Origin of the sequence: Rhodococcus sp. IEGM 1406 (assembly GCF_030056745.1) — a bacterium.
GTDB lineage: Bacteria > Actinomycetota > Actinomycetes > Mycobacteriales > Mycobacteriaceae > Rhodococcus_F > Rhodococcus_F erythropolis.
In genome coordinates this window covers 146,622-167,058 of the sequence record NZ_JASHKO010000003.1, presented here as the reverse complement: position 1 = coordinate 167,058, position 20,437 = coordinate 146,622, and the positions used below count along the sequence as shown (strand labels likewise).

Here is a 20,437-nt window from a genome sequence, read left to right as displayed (position 1 = left end):
AGTCGGCAAGAGTCGCTAAGTTGGACCTATGACAACTCCAGTACAGAACATCGCGATCAACACCCTCGGTGGCGTGCCCACCTCGTTGGGTGAATACGACGGCCGTGCCGTGCTCGTGGTCAACGTGGCATCCAAGTGTGGACTGACCCCGCAGTACTCGGCGCTCGAGAAGCTGGCCAGCGAGTACGCCGATCGCGGTCTGACCGTGATCGGCATCCCGTGCAACCAGTTCATGGGGCAGGAACCGGGTACCGCCGAAGAGATCGAGACGTTCTGCTCCACTACCTACGGCGTCACGTTCCCGCTCCTCGAGAAGATCGAGGTGAACGGCGAGAACCAGCATCCGCTGTACGCCGAACTCACCAAGGCTGCCGACGCCGAAGGCGCTGCGGGCGACATCCAGTGGAACTTCGAGAAGTTCTTGATCGGACCGGACGGCACCGTCGTCAACCGCTTCCGTCCGCGGACCGAACCTGACGCTCCCGAGGTTGTCGCCGCCATCGAAGCCGCGCTTCCCAAGAATTAGTAGCTGCGCTGAAAACTGCCGCCGGATGATCATCCGGCGGCAGTGTGCTGTTCACCCACAGCTGCCACTATCGGAGTATGTCCGCAGAACTGATCGTGTCGGTATCCGGAATCAGAGACGAGACATGTTATCTCGCTGCCGGATTCGCAGACGAGATGGACGCTCGAGGTGTCCGCCTGTCGCTCCTGGTGGCGCCGCGACTGAAGGACAAATATCGACTGGCCGACGACGCGGTGACGACGGCCTGGCTGCGTGAGCGTCGTGAGCACGGCGACGCCATCGTTCTGCACGGCTACGACCAGGCCGCGACCAAGCGTCGTCGAGCCGAGTTCGCCACTCTGTCGAAGCACGAAGCAAAACTGCGACTACTCGCTGCGGATCGGGTTCTCGAGCATGCAGGCCTTCGGACCCGGGTGTTCGCACCGCCGCGCTGGGTGGCGTCGCCTGGTGCCATGTCGGTGTTGCCGGAGACCGGCTTTCGGACGATGGCAGGCCTCGGCGCAGTACACGATCTGACCCGTGGAACCTTGCAGCGGGGAAGGGTTTTCGGTATCGGCGAGGGCTTCAAGGCTGAGCCGTGGTGGTGTCGCGCATTGGTTCTCGGAGCCGGGCGCGCCGCCAAGCGTGGGGGACTGGTCAGATTGTCGATTACTGCCAAGCAGTTGGGAAACGAGGGCCCACGTCAGGCTGTTCTCGACGCTGTGGACCTCGCGCTTTTTCATGAGGCCACCTCGCAGGTATACCGATGGAACTCCCCGTCGCAGGAACTCGGCGCTGCCTGAATTCGGTCATTGGCAACTATTTGATAGCTGCGAGATGGTGTCGCGTGTCCGGGTTGCCCGAGCAGGCAGACTCTTCGCATTTATCCCGTTCCTTGCAGGCAGTAGGGCCGATTAGGTCAAAGTCGCATAAAGTGGACGTTGAATTCGAGTACGGCGTCGCCCAACCTTTTCGCTGCTACAGTGCGTGCAGTTAATCTGCCGCTAGTAGACGAAGTTGAGGTTCACCATGCGCGCACGAGGGTTCTCCAAGTCGGCCGAAGGTCTTGTCGCTCTGGCTGTGGGCGCAGTCGTCTGTGCTGCAATCGTCCCGGCAGTTGCGTCTGCCGCTCCGACCGGCGTGGTTCACACGCTGCCGACGGGCGGTGTCGACGGTGGTGCGAGCGAAGGCACCCGCACCGCAACTGTCGACGACGAAGGTGAGCAACTCACACTGCGGCTTCACAAGATGAATCTGCGGGGATCCGACTTCTCGATGGCCGTACAGGAAAACGGCGGCGAGCTGACCGATGTGGTGATCCCGGCGCCCCGTTCGTACATCGGCAGCGTGGAAGGGCGTCCGGACGCAATCGTCTCCGCCATCGTCGACTCCGCCGGAACACTTCGCGGGCAGGTGATTTTCGATCGTGGTGCTTCGATCGAGTTCGTGGGATCCGACGTGGTCGGTCGCAGCACGGCGCCGATCGACGCAAAACCCAAGTGGCCGACCACCTCTATTGCGTCGGCCTCGGCCGCAAGCGTCGGCAAGACGGTGAAGCAGTTCGTGGTGGGATTGGATCTCAGTGGCGAGTGGTACTCCGCGCACGGCGCAGGCAGTCCCGCCGTCGCTCTGGATCGGGCCGAGGAATCAATGGCCCGAACCGCTGCCATCTGGATCAGAGACGTCGGAATTCGGCCGATCCTGGGTCGGGTTGTCCTTCGGGCCGATGCCGCGAGTGACCCGTATTCGAGCAGTTGTGAAAACCTCGACCAGTTGGAAGGTCTGTGGTCCGATCAGGTCGGGACGAGCGTCGATCAGGCGACTGTCGTCTGCGCTTCCGGTGGCGGCAATGCCTACTACTCGACGTTCGAACTCGATCACAGCTACGCACAGGTCGGTGCCGAGCCCGATGGCAACTTCAGCCGCGTTCTCCGCCACGAGTTGGGCCACAACTTCTACGCCGACGACTATCACGGCGGCGGCGCCGAGGGATCGACCATCATGAACGGCAACGACCTCTCGCGCTTCGACGGCACCGAATTTGCTGCCATCGTCGATGCCGCGGACGTGGCCTCGGATCGACTCGACGACGTCGGTCGGTACACGGCAAGCCCGATCCCGCCGTACGCCGCACTCGACACCGCGCAGGTCCGCTCAGGTGGCACAGTCACCGTCGACGCCGTCGCGAATGATCATGACAGCAACGGAGATTCGATCAAGGTAACCGGGGTCGAGGCGACGTCACTTCTCGGTGGCACCGTAAAGCTCGAAAACGGCGAAGTGGTGTTCGAGGCCGGAACGAAGACAGGCACCGACAGGATTCTCTACACACTCACCGACGCAGCCGGTGGGACGAGCACCGGCTGGATCATCGTCGATGTGAGTGCGTGAGGACTGAATCAGGCGACTTCGACGCTCGACTCCTCGCCGAGAACTCGGAACTCGGTACCGTCGGCAGCCATTTCCGAGTAGCGACCGTAGAAGATGCCTGTGGCTTCGTCGCGGATGATCGCTTGATGGATGGGAACCGCGACGCGCGGCGCTACCGCGCGGAGGTAGTCGATGGCCTCCGAGATCTTGAGCCACGGTGCGGCGGCGGGAAGGGCAAGAACGTCGACCTTCTGTTCGGGGACGTAGAGGGAATCGCCGGGATGCATGAACTGCGCCGGGTTGGTGGCGTCGCCGAGGAGGAACGCGGTGTTGTCGATCATCGGTAGGTCCGGATGGATGATCGCGTGCTCTCCGCCGGTCCCGGTCACCTCGACGTCGCCGATGCTGAACCGGTCGCCCGGCCGGACTCCCGTCCAGCGGCCACCGAGCTTCTCAGCCGTCTGCGGATCGCTGTACAGCACCGCGTCGGGGTTTGCTTCGGCCAGTTCGGGCAGCCGCGCCGGGTCGGCGTGATCGGGGTGTTGATGTGTCACGAGGATGGCGTCGAGGCCGGTGATGCCTTCGAATCCGTGCGAGAAGTTGCCGGGATCGAAGAGGATTTTCGATCCGTTCAACTCCACGAGCACACAGGAATGGCCAAAATGTGTCAGTCGCATGATTTCGAGTATGCGCCGCCCTGGAGTGACTCGCAGGCGGGTTTCGCGGGTGTTGGCCGTCACGCCCCGATCACTCGATGCGAACCATCTCGGGTGCGCCCGGTAAACTGGCCATCACCCGAGCGTTTCACTCCGGGTTCGCGCACTAGTACCGAGGAGCAGCACGTGGCCCGTGTCGTCGTCGAAGTCATGCCCAAGGCCGAGATTCTCGACCCCCAGGGACAGGCAATTGTCGGGGCACTGTCTCGCCTGGGCTTTGCAGGAGTATCCGATGTCCGTCAGGGCAAGCGGTTCGAGTTGGAGATCGACGGCAGTGTCGAAGACGCCGAACTCGAGAAGATCGCCGAAGGCCTGCTGGCCAACACGGTGATCGAGGATTGGACCGTCAGGCGAGTCGAGGCATGAGCGCACGTATCGGGGTTATCACGTTCCCGGGCACGCTCGACGACATCGATGCTGCTCGGGCCATCAACCTGGCCGGCGGTGAAGCTGTCGAACTCTGGCACGGCGACGCAGACCTCAAGGGTGTCGACGCGGTTGTCGTTCCCGGCGGATTCTCCTACGGCGACTACCTTCGTTGCGGCGCGATCGCACGTTTTGCTCCCGCGATGGGCAAGGTTGTCGAAGCAGCCAAGGGCGGCATGCCGGTCCTGGGCATCTGCAACGGTTTCCAGATCCTCTGCGAAGCAGGTTTGCTCCCCGGTGCCCTGACCCGTAACCAGGGTCTGCACTTCATCTGCCGCGACGAGTGGTTGACGGTCGAAGCCAACAACACGGCTTGGTCCTCGCGTTACGAGGCCGGCGCCCAGATCCTCATCCCGCTCAAGTCGGGTGAAGGTCGCTTCCAGGCTTCCGAAAATGTTCTCGACGAACTCGAGGGTGAAGGCCGCGTCGTCTTCCGCTACTCGGAGGAGAACCCCAACGGTTCGCAGCGTCGTATCGCCGGTATCTCTTCGGCCAACGGCCGCGTCGTCGGTTTGATGCCGCACCCCGAGCACGCCACCGAGGCTCTCACCGGACCGAGTGACGACGGACTCGGCTTGTTTTACTCGGCACTCGACGCGATCGTCACTGCCTGATCGCCTGCTGATTTTCACCACTGAACGCCGACCGGAAATCCGGTCGGCGTTCAGTCGTTTGTGGGGGCGTCCCGGTTCTCGGGTTACTGGCTGTAGGAACTGAGGAAGTTGCCGAGACGCTCGAGGGCGGTCGCGAGGTCGTCGGTGTTCGGCAGGGTCACCAACCGAAAGTGGTCGGGTTCGATCCAGTTGAACGCGCGGCCGTGACTGACCAGAATCTTCTCCGATTCCAGTAGATCGAGAACGAACCTCTCGTCGTCGACGATGCCGAACTTGTCGACGTCGAGCTTCGGGAACAGATACAGCGCGCCGTCGGCCTGCTGACAGCTGATCCCGTCGATGCTGTTGAGCGTGCTGTGCGCGAGATCGCGCTGCGCTGTCAGTCGACCTTGCGGGAGCAGGAGGTCCTCGATGGATTGGCGTCCGCCGAGTGCGGTCTGGATCGCGTGCTGCGCCGGCACATTGGCACACATTCGCATGTTGGCCAGCAGTTTGATGCCTTCGATGAAACTCGACGCCCGCTCGAGTGGTCCGGTGATGGCCAGCCATCCGGCTCGGAACCCGCAGACGCGGTAGGCCTTGGACAGCCCCGAGTACGTCAGACACAAAACGTCTCGCCCGGTCATCGACGCAAGGTTTGTCATGGATCGGCCGTCGTAGACGATCTTCTCGTAGATCTCGTCGGCGAAGAGCATCAGGTCATGCTTGCGGGCAATGTCGACGAAGCGTTGCAGCACCTCCGTCGAGTAGACGGCGCCCGTCGGATTGTTGGGATTGATGACGACAATCCCTCGGGTGCGCGGAGAGATCCGGGCTTCCAGATCGTCGAAGTCCGGTGCCCAGCCCTGGCTTTCATCGGTGAGGTAGTGAACCGGCGTGCCGCCGGCAAGTGAAACCGAAGCCGTCCACAAGGGGTAGTCGGGAGCGGGAATCAGGATCTCGTCCTCGGGATTGCAGAGCGCCTGCATCGTCAGCGTGATCAGTTCGGAGACGCCGTTTCCGAGATAGATCTCGTCGACGGTGACGTCGGTGATACCCCGCGTCTGGTAGTACTGGACCACCGCGGTGCGCGCCGAATACAGTCCGCGAGAATCGCAATATCCCTGGGCGGTAGGGAGATTGCGGATCATGGCCATCATGATTTCGTCCGGTGCTTCGAATCCGAAGGGGGCCGGATTACCGACGTTGAGTCGCAGGATCGTGTGTCCCTGATCCTCGAGTTCTTCGGTCTTGTCGAGAATTCGCCCTCTGATGTCGTACCTGACATTCTCGAGCTTGCGGGCCTGATCGATGGGTGTGTTCACGCGGTTACGTACCTCTCCGGTTCGGGTGGGCGAGTTGTGTTTCAGATGAGAAGGGCGCCTCAGGGTTCGGTCTGGAAACGGACATTGATTCGCGATAGCGCTAGCGGCGAGAGGAGAGTAGCGCTACTATGATTCGACATGTCCAATGATAGCAGTTCGAGGATTGTCGCAGCCTTGCGCGAATGGATCGCGACGGCTCCTCCAGGCGCGAAGCTTCCGTCCACTCGGTCGCTCGTGAGCCTGCACGGGGCGAGTCCGGTCACCGTGCAGAAGGCGCTGCGAACGCTGGTATCCCAGGGGGTTGTGGAGGCTCGTCCCGGTGTGGGGACCTTCGTACGCGCCGCACGCGTCGTGCGACCCAACGATTACGGGTGGCAGACCGCGGCGCTCGGATCGCCGAACTATCGTCTGCAGCTGCCTATTGCGCTGCAGTCCACCTCCAACGACGTGATCGCGCTGCATTCCGGCTATCCGGCCCGAGAGCTCTTGCCGGAAGGTCTGGTTCGTGCAGCCTTCACCAGGGCGACGCGAACCGACGCCGTGTTCAATCGGCCCCTCGCCGCCGGGCTTCCGGAACTGCAGTCCTGGTTTGCCTCCGAATTGGGTTCCGCAACTCCCGCCGGGATCACTCCGCCCGGGCCGAACGACGTGGTTGTACTTCCCGGCAGTCAGGGTGGGCTTGCGACGTCCTTCCGTGCGCTGGTGGGGGAGGGGCGTCCGTTGCTCATGGAATCGCCGACCTACTGGGGTGCGATCCTGGCTGCTGCGCAGGCCGGTGTGACGGTCATTCCGATCTCCAGCGGCGCCAACGGTCCTGATCCTGAAGAGCTTTCGCGTGCATTCGAACAGACCGGTGCCCGTGCGTTCTACGCGCAACCGAGCTTCGCGAGCCCGACGGGAGCACTGTGGTCGCCGTCGTTGGCTGACAAGGTTCTCGACACCGTCCGTCGGCACGGCGCCTTCCTCATCGAGGACAGTTCGGCGCTCGACTTCGGAATCACCGCGGATCCCAGCCCCATCGCTGCACGCGACGACAGCGGTCACGTCGTTTACCTTCGTGCACTGACCAAGAGCGTGTCGCCATCGGTGCGAGTTGCCGGATTGATCGCCCGAGGGCCGGCCTACGAGCGGATTCTTGCTGATACACAGGCGGATTCGATGTATGTCAGTGGGATGCTGCAAGCGGTAGCGCTCGACGTCGTGACCCAACCGGCCTGGCGTACGCACTTGCGCCGGCTTCGTCACCAACTCGAGGCCAGACGCGACCTCCTCGTGTCGAGTCTGCGCGAGCATGCGCCGGACGCTCACCTCGACGCTGTACCGCAAGGCGGACTCAACCTCTGGCTTCGGCTCCCGGACACCACGAATCTCGAACGTGTCGTGCAGGACTGCCGGTCGGCCGGCGTCATCGTCGGGGCCGGTGACGATTGGTTCCCGGCAGAACCGACCGGAAAGTTCCTGCGGCTCAACTACGCCGGACCGAACCCGGGTGAGTTCCCCGACGCCGCCCGCATCATCGGCCGAGCAATCACACAACATATGTAGAACTTCACCTCGCTGGTGGTTGACCTGAACTTCCGTTGAGGTTTTATCGTCGTGTCCATGAACAAACAAGCGATGCAGCCACCGGCCAATCAGCCGATCGGATTCTGGACAGCGCGTGCCGGTGAAGCGATTCGCGCGCGCACGCGCGGAGCGCTCGAAGCAATCGGCGTGACCCAGCCGGGGTGGTGGGTCCTGCACCAACTTTCGCTGCACCCTGAAGGGGTGGAGCGAGCTGTCCTCCTGCGAACGATCGGTCCGAACGAATCAACCGACGTGATCGACGCGGCCGTCGACTCTGCTCTCGACCTGGGCTGGGCGCGTGAAGACGAGTCTGTCCTTCTCCCTACTGATGCGGGCACCCAGCAGTTCGATCGCGCCGCGCGGGTGCAGCAGATGCTGCAGGAAGAGCGGATGCAGGGAATCAGCGAAGAAGAATTCGTCACCACCATCACGGTTCTGCAGCGAACCATCAAGAACGTGGGCGGCGACGCCTGGCACTGGTAGCCGCCGCTACCGCCGCCCGCTGTCTGGCAGGGCGGACTCGATCAACTCGACGGCACGAGATACACCGCCCGCCGCTGCGAGTTCTTTTGCCAACTCTGCACTGCGTCGGCGGAACTCGTCCGAGCTCACCCGGGTCAGCGCCTCACGAAGCTCTACTGCCGTGACGGTGGCGCCGTCGACGCGTACTGCGACACCGGCGTCGACGAGTGAGTCGGCGTTGCCGAACTGATCGACGGCTTGCGGCACCGCGATCATGGGTGTGCCGGTCACGAGACCCTCGCTGGATCCGCCCATACCCGCGTGGGTCACGAATGCGTCGGCCTGCTGCAGAATCGCGAACTGCGTTACCCAGCGGTGTATTTCGACGTTGGCGGGCAGTGGTCCGAGATCCGAGATCTGCACCTGCTTTCCGATCTGGAGGACGACGTGCCAGCCGTCCATCGGGCCGAAAGCCTCGACGCAGGTGCGATAGAAATCCGGATGATCGGTGAAGGCTGAACCCAGCGAAATCAACACAAGCTTGCGTTCGGGATCCGGGTTCACCCAGGGTTGGTTGCTCGGTTCGAGTGCGGGGCCGACGAACGTGTAGACGTCGCGGTTCACGCGATCGGCGTTGGGCTGCATCGATTCTGCGATCAGCACGATTGCACGGGGTGGGTGACCGGTGAACTCACGCGGATCGACCTCGACGCCTTCGGCGCGGAAGAACCGGGCCTCCCGATCGAGTAGATCGACGCCTCTCGGATCGGAACGAATCTCGTCGTACATCGGTGCGGCGTCGGCTTCGTAGCCGTCCCAGGCAACATACGTCGGCGACAACTGGATGATGGGAACGTTCCACTGCTGAGCCAGTATTCGCGCGGGGATCCCGGCGATGTCGTAGAGAAAGAGGTCGGGACGGTCGTCGTCGTAGATTTGGCGCAGCTGCGGCAGCATCGCCTCGTAGTCGTCCTGGAAAATCGTCAACTGATCGATCAGATCCCCATCCCAACTCTTCTCCGGTTCGGCGCCGTCAGGGGAAGGAACGAGGCTGGGCAGCGTGGAGACGTACGGTGCGAATTCGGCCCCGGTCGCCTCGATGACCTCGCGCATCGACTCGTCGTTGGCGTAGGTGACGCGGTGACCGGCGGCGACGAGACGCGCGATGATCGCCAGGCTTGGATTGACGTGGCCAGGTGCCGGAATGCTCACCATGGCGATATGTCTGCGGGTCATCGATCACTCCTGCCGTCTGACTGTTGTCGAACAACAACTGTTCTGGAACAACTCCGGATACCGGACCGAGACTATCCACCAGGATGGGTAACGGCATCTGATTTTTGCCGGGGAAGTACCGTGCGCACTCGAGTAGGACTACGCATCCGAGTGCCGGGATGGGCGAGCAGACTTCGAAGCATGAGCACACCGACAACACCTTCGAAGACCACTGCAGCCTTCTATCTGCAGGCCGGAATAGCCTTTGCCGTCAGTTTTGTCGGCACCCTCCTCGGAATTGCGTATCTTCCGATCGATGCGTGGCAACGCGGATTTCTCGGAATGTCCTTGCTGTTCTTGGTCACCAGTACGTTCACGTTGGCCAAGGTGATTCGTGATCAGCAGGAGGCGTCTACCGTCAGGGTTCGAGTGGACGAGGCTCGACTCGAGAAGTTGATCGCCGAGCACGATCCGTTCAAGGCAGCTGCCTGAGTCCCATCGGTACAGTGAGGACGAGCGTGCTGCCGAGCGGCTGCTCGTTGCGGCGGGCCGTCAGGTTGCCTCCATGCGCCAGCGCGAGGCTCCTCGCAATGGTCAGTCCCAAACCGGAGCCGTCGGATCGATCACCGCGATGGAAACGGTCGAAGACGGATTCGAGTTGGTCTGCGGGAATTCCGTCACCGGTATCGGTGACGGACACCGTGAGGTGATCACCTTCCCGTGCGAGTGTCACCGTCACCGAACCTCCGGTTGGAGTGTGCCGCAACGCGTTTTCGAGCAGGTTGGCGAGGATCTGTTCGATTCGTTGGCGATCGACCTCGGCCGTGACCGGTTGCGGAGGCAGGGCGGTTGTCAATTCGACTCCACGATCGGCAAAACGTGGCCCCGCTGCTGCCGTTGCGCTGCAGACGACGTCGTCGAGATTCTCGGTCCGGCGATCGAGTTCGAGAGCGTGTTCGTCGGCAGCGGAGACGTCCGCCAGATCGCACGACAGCCGACGCAGACGTTCGAGTTGATCGCGCATCACCGACCACGACGAAGGATCTGTCGGCACAACTCCGTCCTCGATGCCGTCCACGTACGCAGCCAAAGTCGATACCGGAGTGCGCAATTCGTGAGCAAGGTCGGCAAGCAGTCGTTTGCGGACCCGATCCGAATGATCAAGGCGTGCAGCCATGTCGGCGAATGCCGTTTCGAGACGCGTGAAATCGGCATCTACGTCGGACCTGCCGATAGTCACGTCGAAGTTCCCGTCGGCGACGCTTTGCGCCGCCTCTGCCAGCATGGTGATCGGTGCCGTGACGCGTCGGACGATGTAGACCGCGGCGATGCCTGCGCCCACCAGCGCGACCGCGATCCCGCACAACAGAGCAATGGTCATGGTCTGAGCGAATGCTTCTTCGGTGTGGGTACGGACATTCGAGTCTTCGATGCCGGCCATCATGAGGTGGTTGTGAAAGAGCGGGGCAGCGACGGCGATGGCAACGGCGGCGATGACGAGGCAGGCGACGAACAGGACGGCGAGCTGCGCGAGCAGTAGTTTTCCGCGTAGCCCGAGTCTTTTCATGACGACCGTGTTCATGACGACCGTGTTCATGACGACCTCAGTGAGTATCCGACGCCCCTGACGGTTCTGATGAACCGCGGATCGGTCGCGTCGTCGCCGAGTTTGCGGCGTAATGCACGGACATGGACGTCGACGATGTGCTGGTCCCCGAACCAGGGCGCCCCCCACACCGAGGCGATGATCTCGGCCCGACTCCAGGCTGCGTCGGGTCGGGATGCGAGCGCGGACAACAGGGTGAACTCGGTGGGGGTCAGATCGACCAGGTTGTCGTCGACACGGACCGTGCGGGCCAGGACGTTGATGTCGAGTCCGGGAGGCGTTGGCAGCACTTTCGGCAGCAAACTCGACGCGCGTGGCCGTCTGAGCAGAGCTTTCACTCGCGCAACCAACTCGCGGGGGCCGAAGGGTTTGACCACGTAGTCATCCGCGCCGGCCGCCAGACCCGTCACCTTGTCGGACTCTTCACCGCGGGCGGAGAGCATCAGGATGTACGCGTCCGAGAAGGTGCGGATTCGTCGGCAGACTTCCATGCCGTCGAAGCCCGGGAGCATCAGATCGAGCACGATCAGCGCGGGCTCGAATTCGCGCACCGAACGTACTGCGCTCGGCCCGTCGTGGGCGAGGCGCACGGTGAATCCTTCGCGTGTCAGATAGTTGGCGACAACCTTCGCGAGGGCAGTCTCGTCGTCGACGACAAGAACACGCCCCGGTTCCTCACCAGGTCGTAGTTCGGCGCTCATCAAACCGAGGTTAGTCGACTGCGTGTCTGCATTGCTGTCGTGTGGTGGTTTCCGCTCGACTGTGAAGATTCGATGAAGGAAGCCTGTTTGGGCCGGTTATCGGGCTTCGAGGCGGATTTTCGCCGGTAACGTGGCAACTGTGCATGTGCAGCATTGTTGTCAAATCAATTGTGGTGCAGTGCATATCGAACAGAATCAATTTTCGGGAGTGAAACATGTCTTTGACGGTCAGGAAGAGCGCCGCACGGTTCGTACCGGTTGTGGCAGCGGCAGCACTGTTGATTGCCGGATGCTCGGACAACTCCGGGGAGAGCGTCAACCATTCTTCCGAAACAACCAGCGTCGCAGCACAGTCGGAGATTCCTGCGGGTGTCAATGCTGCCGACATCGAGTTTCTCGAAGGGATGTACCCGCATCACGCGCAGGCATTGGACATGGCCAGAATGGTCGACGGTCGAACCGACAATGCCGAACTTCTCTCTCTTGCAGCGCAGATAGAGGCAGCGCAAGGCCCGGAAATGGCTCAGATGACGGAATTGCTGACGAAGTGGGGACGCCCCGATCCTTCGTCGAGTTCGATGGAGGGCATGGATGATTCGGCGCATGCGGGACACGGCGTCGGGATGGCCGAGATGCCGGGCATGATGTCGGCCGACGACATGACCGCCCTCACCGACGCCAGTGGCGCGGAGTTCGACAAGTTGTGGCTGACGATGATGATCGAGCACCACAAGGGTGCCATCACCATGTCCCAGACCGAACTCGACAACGGACTCGATCCATCGGCGGAAAAGATGGCAGAAGCGATCATTGCCGGTCAGCAGGCGGAAATCACTCAGATGGAAGCGATGTTGAAGGAGAAATGAACGGTTGACCTCGGCCGCGTGACCTTGCTCGGTGGCCGAGTCGGGCATACGTTCGAGGCTGATGGTTTGACCGCTGCAGTGCCGAAATCACACGCGAGGGGATGACCGCCACATGGATCACAGTCAGATGGACCATAGCGAGACGGACCATAGCGCGATGGACCATAGCCAGATGGAGCACGGTGCACACGGTGGTCACGCGGATCATGCCGCACAGTTCCGGACGTTGTTCGCAGTCATGCTGGTAATCGCAGTTCCGGTTGTTGCGGCAGATGCGATGTTCGCTGATCTGGTCGGGTACACATTGCCGGAAAACTCTCTGGTGGAATGGATCTCACCGGTACTCGGCACCGTGATGTACTTCTGGGGAGGCAAGCCGTTCCTCACCGGCGCTGTCGCCGAAATACGTTCTCGGCAACCCGGAATGATGCTTCTGATCGCACTTGCCATCACCGTTGCCTTCTTCGCTTCTTGGGCTGCAAGTCTGCACTGGGTGGATCACACTCTTGATTTCTGGTGGGAGCTCGCGCTTCTGATCGTGATCATGTTGTTGGGTCACTGGATCGAGATGCGTTCGCTCAGTCAGACATCGAGCGCATTGGATTCGCTTGCCGCTTTGCTGCCCGACGAGGCCGAACGGGTGGTGGGGGAGTCGGTGGAAACCGTGCCCACCGCAGCTCTGGCCACCGGCGACCTGGTGATAGTTCGTCCCGGCGCCCGCGTTCCCTCGGACGGAACGGTCGTCGAGGGCAGTGCCGACATGGACGAATCCATGATCACGGGCGAGTCGAAGACCGTCCGCCGGACTGTCGGAGATCAGGTGGTGGCCGGCACCGTAGCCACCGACTCGGCACTTCGGCTTCGAGTCACCGCTGTGGGAGAAGACACCGCGCTCGCCGGTATCCGGCGCCTGGTCGAACAGGCCCAGAACTCGTCGAGTCGTGCTCAGGTGTTGGCGGACAAGGCCGCTGCTCTGCTGTTCTGGTACGCACTGGGCGCGGCAGTGCTGACCGCGATCGCCTGGAGTATCTGGGGCACACCCGAGAGCGCAGTCACCCGGACGATCACCGTTCTGGTGATCGCCTGCCCGCACGCGCTCGGGTTGGCGATTCCGCTGGTCGTCTCCATCGCGACGGAACGGGCAGCTCGGGCTGGGATTCTGATCACCGACCGCATGGCCCTCGAGGCGATGCGCAACGTAGACACCGTTCTCTTCGACAAGACCGGCACTCTCACCAAGGGGGAGCCCGCAGTGGTCGGTGTGCGCGGCGTCGACGGGTACTCCGACGACGAAGTTCTCAGCGCAGCCGCTGCCGTCGAATTCGACAGCGAACATCCACTCGGGCGCGCCGTCGTCGCAGCAGCGCGGGAGTTGTCGCTCGAATTCACTTCGGGTTCCGACTTTCAGGCGCACAACGGGATCGGGGTTGCTGCGGACGTCGGCGGCGTTCGCGTCGGTGTCGGCGGACCGGGGATGTTGAGATCGGTCGGGGCCACAGCGATCCCGGGGACCGAAGAGTGGCTCAGTGACGGGTCGACGGTCCTGCATGTAGTGCGTGACGAGAAGGTAATCGGCGCATTGGCATTGGCCGACGAGATTCGCCCGGAATCAGCATTGGCCGTCGACGCCCTCCACGCTCGCGGTGTTCGAGTGGCCATGGTCACCGGAGACGCGGAGGCCGTGGCTCATTCGGTCGCCCGCAGACTCGGAATTGACGAGGTCTTCGCCGAGGTGCTTCCTCAGGACAAGGGCGCGCAGGTATCTCGGCTTCAGGCTGCGGGCCACCGCGTTGCGATGGTCGGTGACGGGGTCAACGATGCGCCGGCACTCGCCCAGGCGGATGTGGGTATCGCGATCGGTGCCGGAACCGACGTGGCGATCGCATCGGCGGGAGTTGTTCTGGCCAGCGATGATCCGCGTTCGGTGAGCTCGGTCATCGAGCTGTCCCGCGCCACCTACCGCAAGATGGTTCAGAACCTCTGGTGGGCAGCGGGATACAACGCGATCTCGGTTCCCCTCGCTGCGGGAGTACTGGCGCCCGTCGGGTTTGTGCTGCCGATGGAGGTCGGAGCAAGCCTGATGTCGGTATCCACTGTGGTCGTTGCCGCGAATGCCCAGTTGCTGCGACGCTTGGACTTGCGGCAACCACCGGTGACCGCGTTCGAGTCGAGAGTGCTCACACCGCAGTAGTGAGCGGATGAAGGCGGACTACTGTCGGCTGAGGAACGGAACGAGCGCACGCAGCACAGCTTCGGAGTCCGCGACTGCGCTCGCGTGATCAGCCCCCTCGATCACAGTCAAGGCACTGTCCGGGATCAGCGACGCGAGATGCTCGGTATCCGGCAGGCGCTCGCGATCTCTCGATCCGACGAACAACAACGCCGGTGTGGTGATCCGTTGAAGCACGGCGTCGTCGATGCCCTGCTCCTTCTCGGCCCGGCGCATGTAGGCCGCGAGTGCGAGGGCATCGTTGATTCGAAAGGCAGTCGCAGTCTGTGGATCCACCGGTTTGCCGCGCCTCGCGCCCCAACCGCTCAGAAACCCCTCGATACCGCCGCTTTCGAGTGCGTCGATGCAGCCTGGGAAGAACAATGCGTCGAACGCCCCCGTCATCGGCCGGCTACTACCGCCCCCGACGGTCAGCGATCGCACCCGTTCGGAGTGCTCGACAGTCAGCGACATCACCGAGCGCCCGCCGAACGAGTATCCGAGGACGTGCGCCGGTTCGAACGGAGACTCCGTGTCGAGGATCTCCAGGAGATCGCCGACCACCAGATCCATTGCATACGAATCGGAGTCGTGTGGTTTGTCACTGCGTCCGTGACCCCGCATGTCGACGAGGATCAGACGATACTGTTCCTGGAGCGCCTTGACGTACCCGAAGCCACGCCAGATGGAGCGCGACAACGCTGTGCCGTGCACCATCAACAGGGGTGGGCCATCGCCCACGATCTGATAGGCGATCCGCGCACCGTCCACCGGATTTCTCACGTAGTGCAACACCCGTCCAGTATGGGTGCCAGCTACTGCGCACACGAACTCGAGTAGTCGTCCGGAGCCATTCCGACGGATGCCGTGAACTTTCACGACCAGTCGAGCAATCAACTCGGCCTCCCTCAGAGCTACCGGTCACTGCCCGGCCGGGCAGTACCCACCGTTCCAAGCAGTGCATCGGTGAAGGGGTCTGCCGTGCTGACGCCTGCGGCTATGCCCCGAAGCAGAGCCTCGAAATCAGTGGCAACTACGGTGACCTCCTCGAACTCAGGCTCTCCCCCACGGACAACCTGACCGTCCGGTGCGAGCGCCAGGTACTCGTACCCATTGCGTACCGACAGCAGAACCGGGAGGTGAGTGGACCAGAAGGCGTTGATCGCCGCGCGCTCAGCCGGCCCGGAAGCGACCGCCAGGCTCTCGTGCCGGAACGCATTCCAAGGAAACGCCTCATCACTGACGCCGACTCCACCGGCATAGTTCTCCGCCGAGAGAAACCACACCTGGTCGTCGGAACTGGCAAGTACGGAGAACGAACTCGCCCACACGATGAGTTGATCACAAACGCCGACCAGCGGTTGCGGAACTGGGGCAGAGGCCGATCGAGTAGGTTCTTCGTGAACCCAACCTGCGATCGACAGCGCGGCGGTTGCGTCGAGGTGAAGGCACATCGCCCCACAGTAAGGCCAGACCGTCTCGCACCGATAGCGTCAACCGTCGGCCTACTCGGGATCGATGTCCTGAATACCATTCTCGTCCATGCTGATCCATCGCGTTATGCCGATGTCGCGCAGGAACGGCAGATCGTGACTCACCACCACCATGGCACCGCGGAAATCGGAAAGTGCCTGCGTGAGGTGAGCGAGACTCGGTAGGTCCAGGTTGTTTGTCGGCTCGTCGAGAAGAAGCAGCTGGGGCGCGGGTTCGGCCAGAAGGATCGTCGCTAACGCCGCGCGCAATCGTTCACCGCCGGAGAGCGCAGAAGCCAACACATCGGAATCCGTTCCCCGGAAAAGGAACCGTGCCAACTGCCCACGAATTTCCTCGGCTGTCGCGTGTGGCGCGGCCAAAGCGACGTTGTCCGCCACCGAGAGATTCTCGTCGAACACGTCGAGACGTTGGGGGAGCGCACGAGAGGCTACGAACGGAGTCGACGCAGCGAGTGCATCGAGCAATGTTGTCTTGCCGATTCCGTTGCGTCCCAGTAGCGCAATCCGCTCCGGCCCGGTGATCTGGAGCGATACCCCTTGGCCGCTCCGCAACGTCACCTCGGCGAGCCGCGCAACCTGCTGCCCCGGATGAACCTCTGTAGCAGGAAGGTCCAGGCGAATCTCGCGATCGTCTCGAAGGAGTTCCTCTGCCTCCGACAGGGCGGACTTGGCCTCGTCCACCTTCCCGATATGGTTGAGGGCCAGCTTTCCGGCCGAAACTTGGGCTTGGCGTTTTCGTTCCTGCGCGATAATCAGTGGCACCCGCTTGTTCTCGAACATCTTCTGCCCATAGCGCTTACGTCGGTCCAGCTTTGTTCGAGCGTCGATCAGCTCGCGGCTCTGCTTCGCCAGATCGGCCTTGGCGTCGCGAACGGTGGCGAGTGCGTTTTCCTGCTCAGCGGTCACGACCTCCTGGTAGTGCGAGTAGTTGCCGCCGAACACGCGTAGATCGCCCCGACGTAGTTCGACCGTGTACTCCGCGGTGTCGAGCAGTTCCCGGTCGTGGCTGACGATCAGTACGGTTCCCGGAAACTGTTGGACTGCAGCATGAACTCGTGATCGAGCGTCGCGGTCCAGGTTGTTGGTCGGCTCGTCGAGGAGCAGCACCTGCGGATTCTTCAGCAGCGTTGCGGTCAGGCCGAGTAGGACGGTCTCTCCGCCTGAGAGGGTGCCGACGGTTCGGCTCAGTGCCGCCGTATCCGGAACTACCTTCGCGAGGCCGAGTCGATGCAAGGTGGAGAGAGCGCTCTCCTCGATATCCCAGTTGTTGTCCACGAGTGCAAAGTCGGACTCGGATCCCTCACCGGTTTCGATGCGGTGCAAAGCGTTTCGTAGTTCGTGGATACCGAGGATGCCGTCCACCCGAACACTCGGATCGAGTGTGATGTCCTGACGGAGGTAGCCGACCTCGCCGGAAGCGGTTACTGATCCGGATCCCGGTGAGAGCTCTCCCGCGATCAATCGCAGCAGAGTCGACTTTCCCGATCCGTTAAGTCCCACGAGACCGACACGGCCACTGGGGAATACGAAGTTGGTGCGGGAAAAGACTGATTCGCCGTCCGGCCAGATGAAGGTGAGATCCGAGAGCGACAGAGAAGGATGGGATTGGGTCATGAGTACTCCAGAGGGTGCTTGGACTGTGCGCCCGGCTCAGCAATTGCTGATGGGTGCGAGTGCCTTCGCGTGATGAACCTCTAGAGGAGCAACGGCCCGTTTCCTGTTCTGTCGGGAATGATTCGTGTTCCAGGTTAGAACACTCGAGTGGTCCCCTGCAATCGAATTAATTTGTGCTGTCGGTCTCGTCAGTGTTCGGTGCTGAGATTTTCTGGTCCTCAGATTTTCGGGCCTTCGGACCGAAGATCGTCGACCTTCGACATCGCTTCGCGGAGTTCCGTGAGCCATTGTTCGCTGTGCTTGCCCGCCAACCGGACTGTCCACATGAGAGCGTCCGCTCGCGAGCGAGCAACTCCCGCGTCCACCAAGGTGTCGAGAACCTTGCGTTCGGGCTGACGTAGTCGTGTCATCACCGGAACTGCGAGATGTGTGAACAGGACGGTCTTTTCGTCCAGGCGTACACCCCAGGCGACCTTGCGTCCGTAGCGAGCCTCGGCCTCGTCGGCGATGCGCATCCGGTCGGCGCGCGTGGTTTCACGAAAGCGCGAGATCCTTCCGTCCGCGGCGGCCTCGCCACCGTCGACTGACGGGAGTTCACCGATCACGACGATTTCTTCGCGGTCGACCTGGACGTCGGCGGTCCCGGTGAACCAGTCATCTGGAAGTCGACCGGCAAACCAGTCGGACGCATCACTCGCGTCGGGAACCGATGCTTGTTGCCAACCTCCGGGACGGCCGAACCTGCGGTCGCCGGAGCTTTGTGAGTTCTTCATGGCGTTCTCCTCGGATAGCTGGTGGAGCATGACGTGCGTTTATTGCACTGATTACATGATTACACCGATAGTCGAACCGGCGCCACAAATTCGGGCATGATCGGAGTCGTGCGCCTTTCACACGCTCGTCAGAGCTTCCGAACTTTCCGTCGTCCCGTGGCTGCCGTGGCTCTGGGGGTATTGGCCGCAGGATCGGTAGTTGCCTGCAGTTCTGGCCCTGACCAGCCGAAATCAGTGGCGGAGGAGTTCGCCTCCGCGCTCACATCGGATGACGTGCAAGCGGCGGCAGCCCTGACCACTGATCCGGCGGCGGCCTCGACTGCGATTTCGGCTCTGATCGACGGGCTGGGCAAGGACGAGGGAACATTCACCGTCTCCGACGCCACCGAGTCCGGTGATTCTGCGGGGACGTTCACACTCGATGCGGCGTGGAAGTTCGGTGAAGGTCAGGACTGGAACTACTCGACGCAGGGAAACGCGTCGAAAAGCGGGGACAACTGGCTGATCCAGTGGGATCCGGCGCTGCTGGCTCCGGACCTGACCGCCTCGACCACGCTGCGCTACACGCCCACGACCGGTGCGCCGCCGTCCGTGCTGGACGCAGCAGGCCAGCCGATCATGGAGCAGCAGGTGGTGACGCTGGTCAATCTGGATTCCGCTGCGGTTCCTCCGGTGGACACGGCAGCCGTGGCCGCCCTGCTCTCGCCAATCGCACCGACGATCACGGCGGCATCGCTCAGCAGCGACCTTGCGTCGGCGAGCGGGAAGCCGGTCACCGCAATCACTTTGCGTGCCGAGGATCTTGCACCGATCGAGGAGCGGTTGGCGGCGATTCCCGGAGTGAGCTTGGCGCCGCAAGCGCGGTTGCTCTCGGTGGACAAAACTTTGGCGTCGCCGACGTTCAGTGGGCTGTCCGATCTGTGGCAGGAGGGGCAGGACAAATCCGCAGGCTGGGCGGTGCAGCAGGTGAAGCAGAACGGAACCGTCACCACCGTCGCCGGCCAAGACGGGCCGGTTGCTCCGAACATCGCGACCACCATTGACCGACCACTGCAACTCGCGGCCGAGAACGCGCTCGCCGGGGTGACGCAACAGGCGGCGATCGTAGCGCTACAGCCGTCGACCGGAGCGGTGTTGGCGGTGGCCCAGAATGCCCCCGCCGACGCACAGGGCCCCATTGCGTTGACCGGCCTGTACCCACCGGGGTCCACGTTCAAGACCGTGACGACCTCCGCGGCGCTGCAAGCCGGCGTCGCTACACCGGACACCGTTCTGGCGTGCCCGGGTACCGAGAACATCGAGGGCCGTCAGATCCCCAACGACGACGAGTTCGACCTCGGATCGGTTCCGCTGCACACCGCGTTCGCGAAGTCGTGCAACACCACCATGGCCAGGATGGCCGTGGGTCTGCCTGCCGATGCTCTACACAACGCGGCTCTGCAGTTCGGGCTTGGCGTCGACTACGTCACTCCGGGCCTCACGACGGTGACGGGCAACGTCCCCGATGCGAACACACCCGCCGAACGCGTCGAGTCCGCGATCGGACAGGGCACGGTGACCGCCACGCCTTTCGGGATGGCTCTCGTGGCGGCCTCGATCGCCAACGGGACGACACCCGCGCCGATGTTGGTCAAGGGACAGCCCGGCGTGGCAGATCAGACCGTGGCACCGGCTCCCACCGAGGTGACCGAACAGTTGCGGGTGATGATGCGCGAGACCGTCACAGGCGGTACGGCAACGTCGTTGCAGGACATTCCGGGGCTTCTGGGCAAGACCGGTACGGCCGAAACCGAAGGTGGTCCAGCACACGGGTGGTTTGTCGGAATCAAGGGAGATCTCGCATTTGCGGTGTTCATTGCCGGCGCGGACAGCTCTTCGCCTGCGGTGCAGGTAGCGGGCACTTTTCTGCGCTGAAACCTGTTTTCCGTTGCAGTTGGATCACGCCGTCGTAGCTCAACCGTGACACGTTCGTAGGCATCCCGTGCTTGTTACTCGTG

The 20,437-nt window shown here is 62.5% G+C and carries 20 protein-coding genes; 11 read left to right on the top strand and 9 right to left on the bottom strand.

The features are described 5' to 3' along the window. Positions 1-28: 28 nt before the first annotated feature. From QM596_RS16515 to QM596_RS16505, 3 genes are all read left to right on the top strand, one after another. On the top strand, positions 29-526 hold the full coding sequence (locus QM596_RS16515; RefSeq protein ID WP_003945816.1) for a glutathione peroxidase: 498 nt from the start codon (positions 29-31) through the stop codon (positions 524-526). Between the two features lie 77 nt (positions 527-603). Then, complete coding sequence (locus QM596_RS16510; protein WP_019747074.1) at positions 604-1,308, top strand: DUF2334 domain-containing protein; 705 nt, start codon at positions 604-606, stop codon at positions 1,306-1,308. 226 nt (positions 1,309-1,534) lie between these two features. Further along, positions 1,535-2,896, top strand: a complete 1,362-nt coding sequence (locus QM596_RS16505) for an Ig-like domain-containing protein (protein ID WP_283309458.1) — start codon at positions 1,535-1,537, stop codon at positions 2,894-2,896. A gap of 8 nt (positions 2,897-2,904) precedes the next feature. Here QM596_RS16505 and QM596_RS16500 read toward each other — a convergent pair whose 3' ends face one another. Further along, positions 2,905-3,552 (bottom strand): MBL fold metallo-hydrolase, encoded by a 648-nt coding sequence (locus QM596_RS16500; protein ID WP_029254557.1) that lies wholly within the window; start codon positions 3,550-3,552, stop codon positions 2,905-2,907. 165 nt (positions 3,553-3,717) lie between these two features. Here QM596_RS16500 and purS point away from each other — a divergent pair, with 165 nt between their 5' ends. Both purS and purQ read left to right on the top strand, forming a co-directional pair. Then, positions 3,718-3,957: a phosphoribosylformylglycinamidine synthase subunit PurS gene (gene purS / locus QM596_RS16495; protein ID WP_003945817.1), complete on the top strand. Its 240-nt coding sequence runs from the start codon at positions 3,718-3,720 to the stop codon at positions 3,955-3,957. Further along, positions 3,954-4,631: a phosphoribosylformylglycinamidine synthase subunit PurQ gene (gene purQ / locus QM596_RS16490; RefSeq protein WP_019747077.1), complete on the top strand. Its 678-nt coding sequence runs from the start codon at positions 3,954-3,956 to the stop codon at positions 4,629-4,631. Before purS ends, purQ begins: the two co-directional genes overlap by 4 nt. An 83-nt stretch (positions 4,632-4,714) precedes the next feature. On the opposite strand, the gene QM596_RS16485 is transcribed toward purQ, so the two are convergent. Then, entirely contained in the window at positions 4,715-5,935 is a 1,221-nt protein-coding gene (locus QM596_RS16485) for a pyridoxal phosphate-dependent aminotransferase (RefSeq protein WP_019747078.1), read from the bottom strand. A 138-nt stretch (positions 5,936-6,073) separates the two neighbouring features. Between QM596_RS16485 and QM596_RS16480 the strand changes: the two genes are divergently transcribed. Then, complete coding sequence (locus QM596_RS16480; protein WP_019747079.1) at positions 6,074-7,480, top strand: aminotransferase-like domain-containing protein; 1,407 nt, start codon at positions 6,074-6,076, stop codon at positions 7,478-7,480. Between the two features lie 57 nt (positions 7,481-7,537). Continuing rightward, on the top strand, positions 7,538-7,984 hold the full coding sequence (locus tag QM596_RS16475) for a winged helix DNA-binding protein (RefSeq protein WP_024487534.1): 447 nt from the start codon (positions 7,538-7,540) through the stop codon (positions 7,982-7,984). A 6-nt stretch (positions 7,985-7,990) separates the two neighbouring features. On the opposite strand, the gene QM596_RS16470 is transcribed toward QM596_RS16475, so the two are convergent. Further along, entirely contained in the window at positions 7,991-9,199 is a 1,209-nt protein-coding gene (locus tag QM596_RS16470) for a macrolide family glycosyltransferase (RefSeq protein WP_283309455.1), read from the bottom strand. A gap of 180 nt (positions 9,200-9,379) precedes the next feature. On the opposite strand from QM596_RS16470, the gene QM596_RS16465 reads away from it, so the two are divergent. Beyond that, the gene (locus tag QM596_RS16465; RefSeq protein ID WP_003945505.1) at positions 9,380-9,670 is read left to right on the top strand and encodes a YiaA/YiaB family inner membrane protein; all 291 of its coding nucleotides are present in this window, start codon (positions 9,380-9,382) and stop codon (positions 9,668-9,670) included. Here QM596_RS16465 and QM596_RS16460 read toward each other — a convergent pair. Further along, entirely contained in the window at positions 9,654-10,775 is a 1,122-nt protein-coding gene (locus QM596_RS16460; RefSeq protein WP_283309453.1) for a sensor histidine kinase, read from the bottom strand. The genes QM596_RS16465 and QM596_RS16460 overlap by 17 nt on opposite strands. Then, positions 10,772-11,485 carry a response regulator gene (locus QM596_RS16455; protein WP_283309452.1) on the bottom strand — a complete coding sequence of 238 codons (714 nt, stop codon included), beginning with the start codon at positions 11,483-11,485 and terminating at the stop codon, positions 10,772-10,774. The genes QM596_RS16460 and QM596_RS16455 overlap by 4 nt, the downstream gene beginning before the upstream one ends. Positions 11,486-11,700: 215 nt before the next feature. On the opposite strand from QM596_RS16455, the gene QM596_RS16450 reads away from it, so the two are divergent. Next, positions 11,701-12,351 carry a DUF305 domain-containing protein gene (locus tag QM596_RS16450; RefSeq protein WP_019747083.1) on the top strand — a complete coding sequence of 217 codons (651 nt, stop codon included), beginning with the start codon at positions 11,701-11,703 and terminating at the stop codon, positions 12,349-12,351. Between the two features lie 112 nt (positions 12,352-12,463). Continuing rightward, entirely contained in the window at positions 12,464-14,542 is a 2,079-nt protein-coding gene (locus tag QM596_RS16445) for a heavy metal translocating P-type ATPase (protein ID WP_502943391.1), read from the top strand. A gap of 18 nt (positions 14,543-14,560) precedes the next feature. On the opposite strand, the gene QM596_RS16440 is transcribed toward QM596_RS16445, so the two are convergent. The 4 genes from QM596_RS16440 to abmR form a co-directional block, all read right to left on the bottom strand. Continuing rightward, positions 14,561-15,331: an alpha/beta fold hydrolase gene (locus QM596_RS16440; RefSeq protein WP_024487536.1), complete on the bottom strand. Its 771-nt coding sequence runs from the start codon at positions 15,329-15,331 to the stop codon at positions 14,561-14,563. A 143-nt stretch (positions 15,332-15,474) separates the two neighbouring features. Then, on the bottom strand, positions 15,475-16,014 hold the full coding sequence (locus QM596_RS16435; RefSeq protein ID WP_283309447.1) for a hypothetical protein: 540 nt from the start codon (positions 16,012-16,014) through the stop codon (positions 15,475-15,477). 51 nt (positions 16,015-16,065) lie between these two features. After that, positions 16,066-17,667 (bottom strand): ABC-F family ATP-binding cassette domain-containing protein, encoded by a 1,602-nt coding sequence (locus tag QM596_RS16430; RefSeq protein WP_283309445.1) that lies wholly within the window; start codon positions 17,665-17,667, stop codon positions 16,066-16,068. A gap of 218 nt (positions 17,668-17,885) precedes the next feature. Then, positions 17,886-18,440 (bottom strand): ATP-binding transcription factor AbmR, encoded by a 555-nt coding sequence (abmR, locus tag QM596_RS16425; protein ID WP_020968571.1) that lies wholly within the window; start codon positions 18,438-18,440, stop codon positions 17,886-17,888. Positions 18,441-18,536: 96 nt separating this feature from the next. On the opposite strand from abmR, the gene QM596_RS16420 reads away from it, so the two are divergent. Then, a complete protein-coding gene (locus QM596_RS16420; RefSeq protein WP_283309444.1) occupies positions 18,537-20,354 on the top strand; it encodes a penicillin-binding transpeptidase domain-containing protein in 1,818 nt (605 codons plus the stop codon). Positions 20,355-20,437 lie beyond the last annotated feature (83 nt).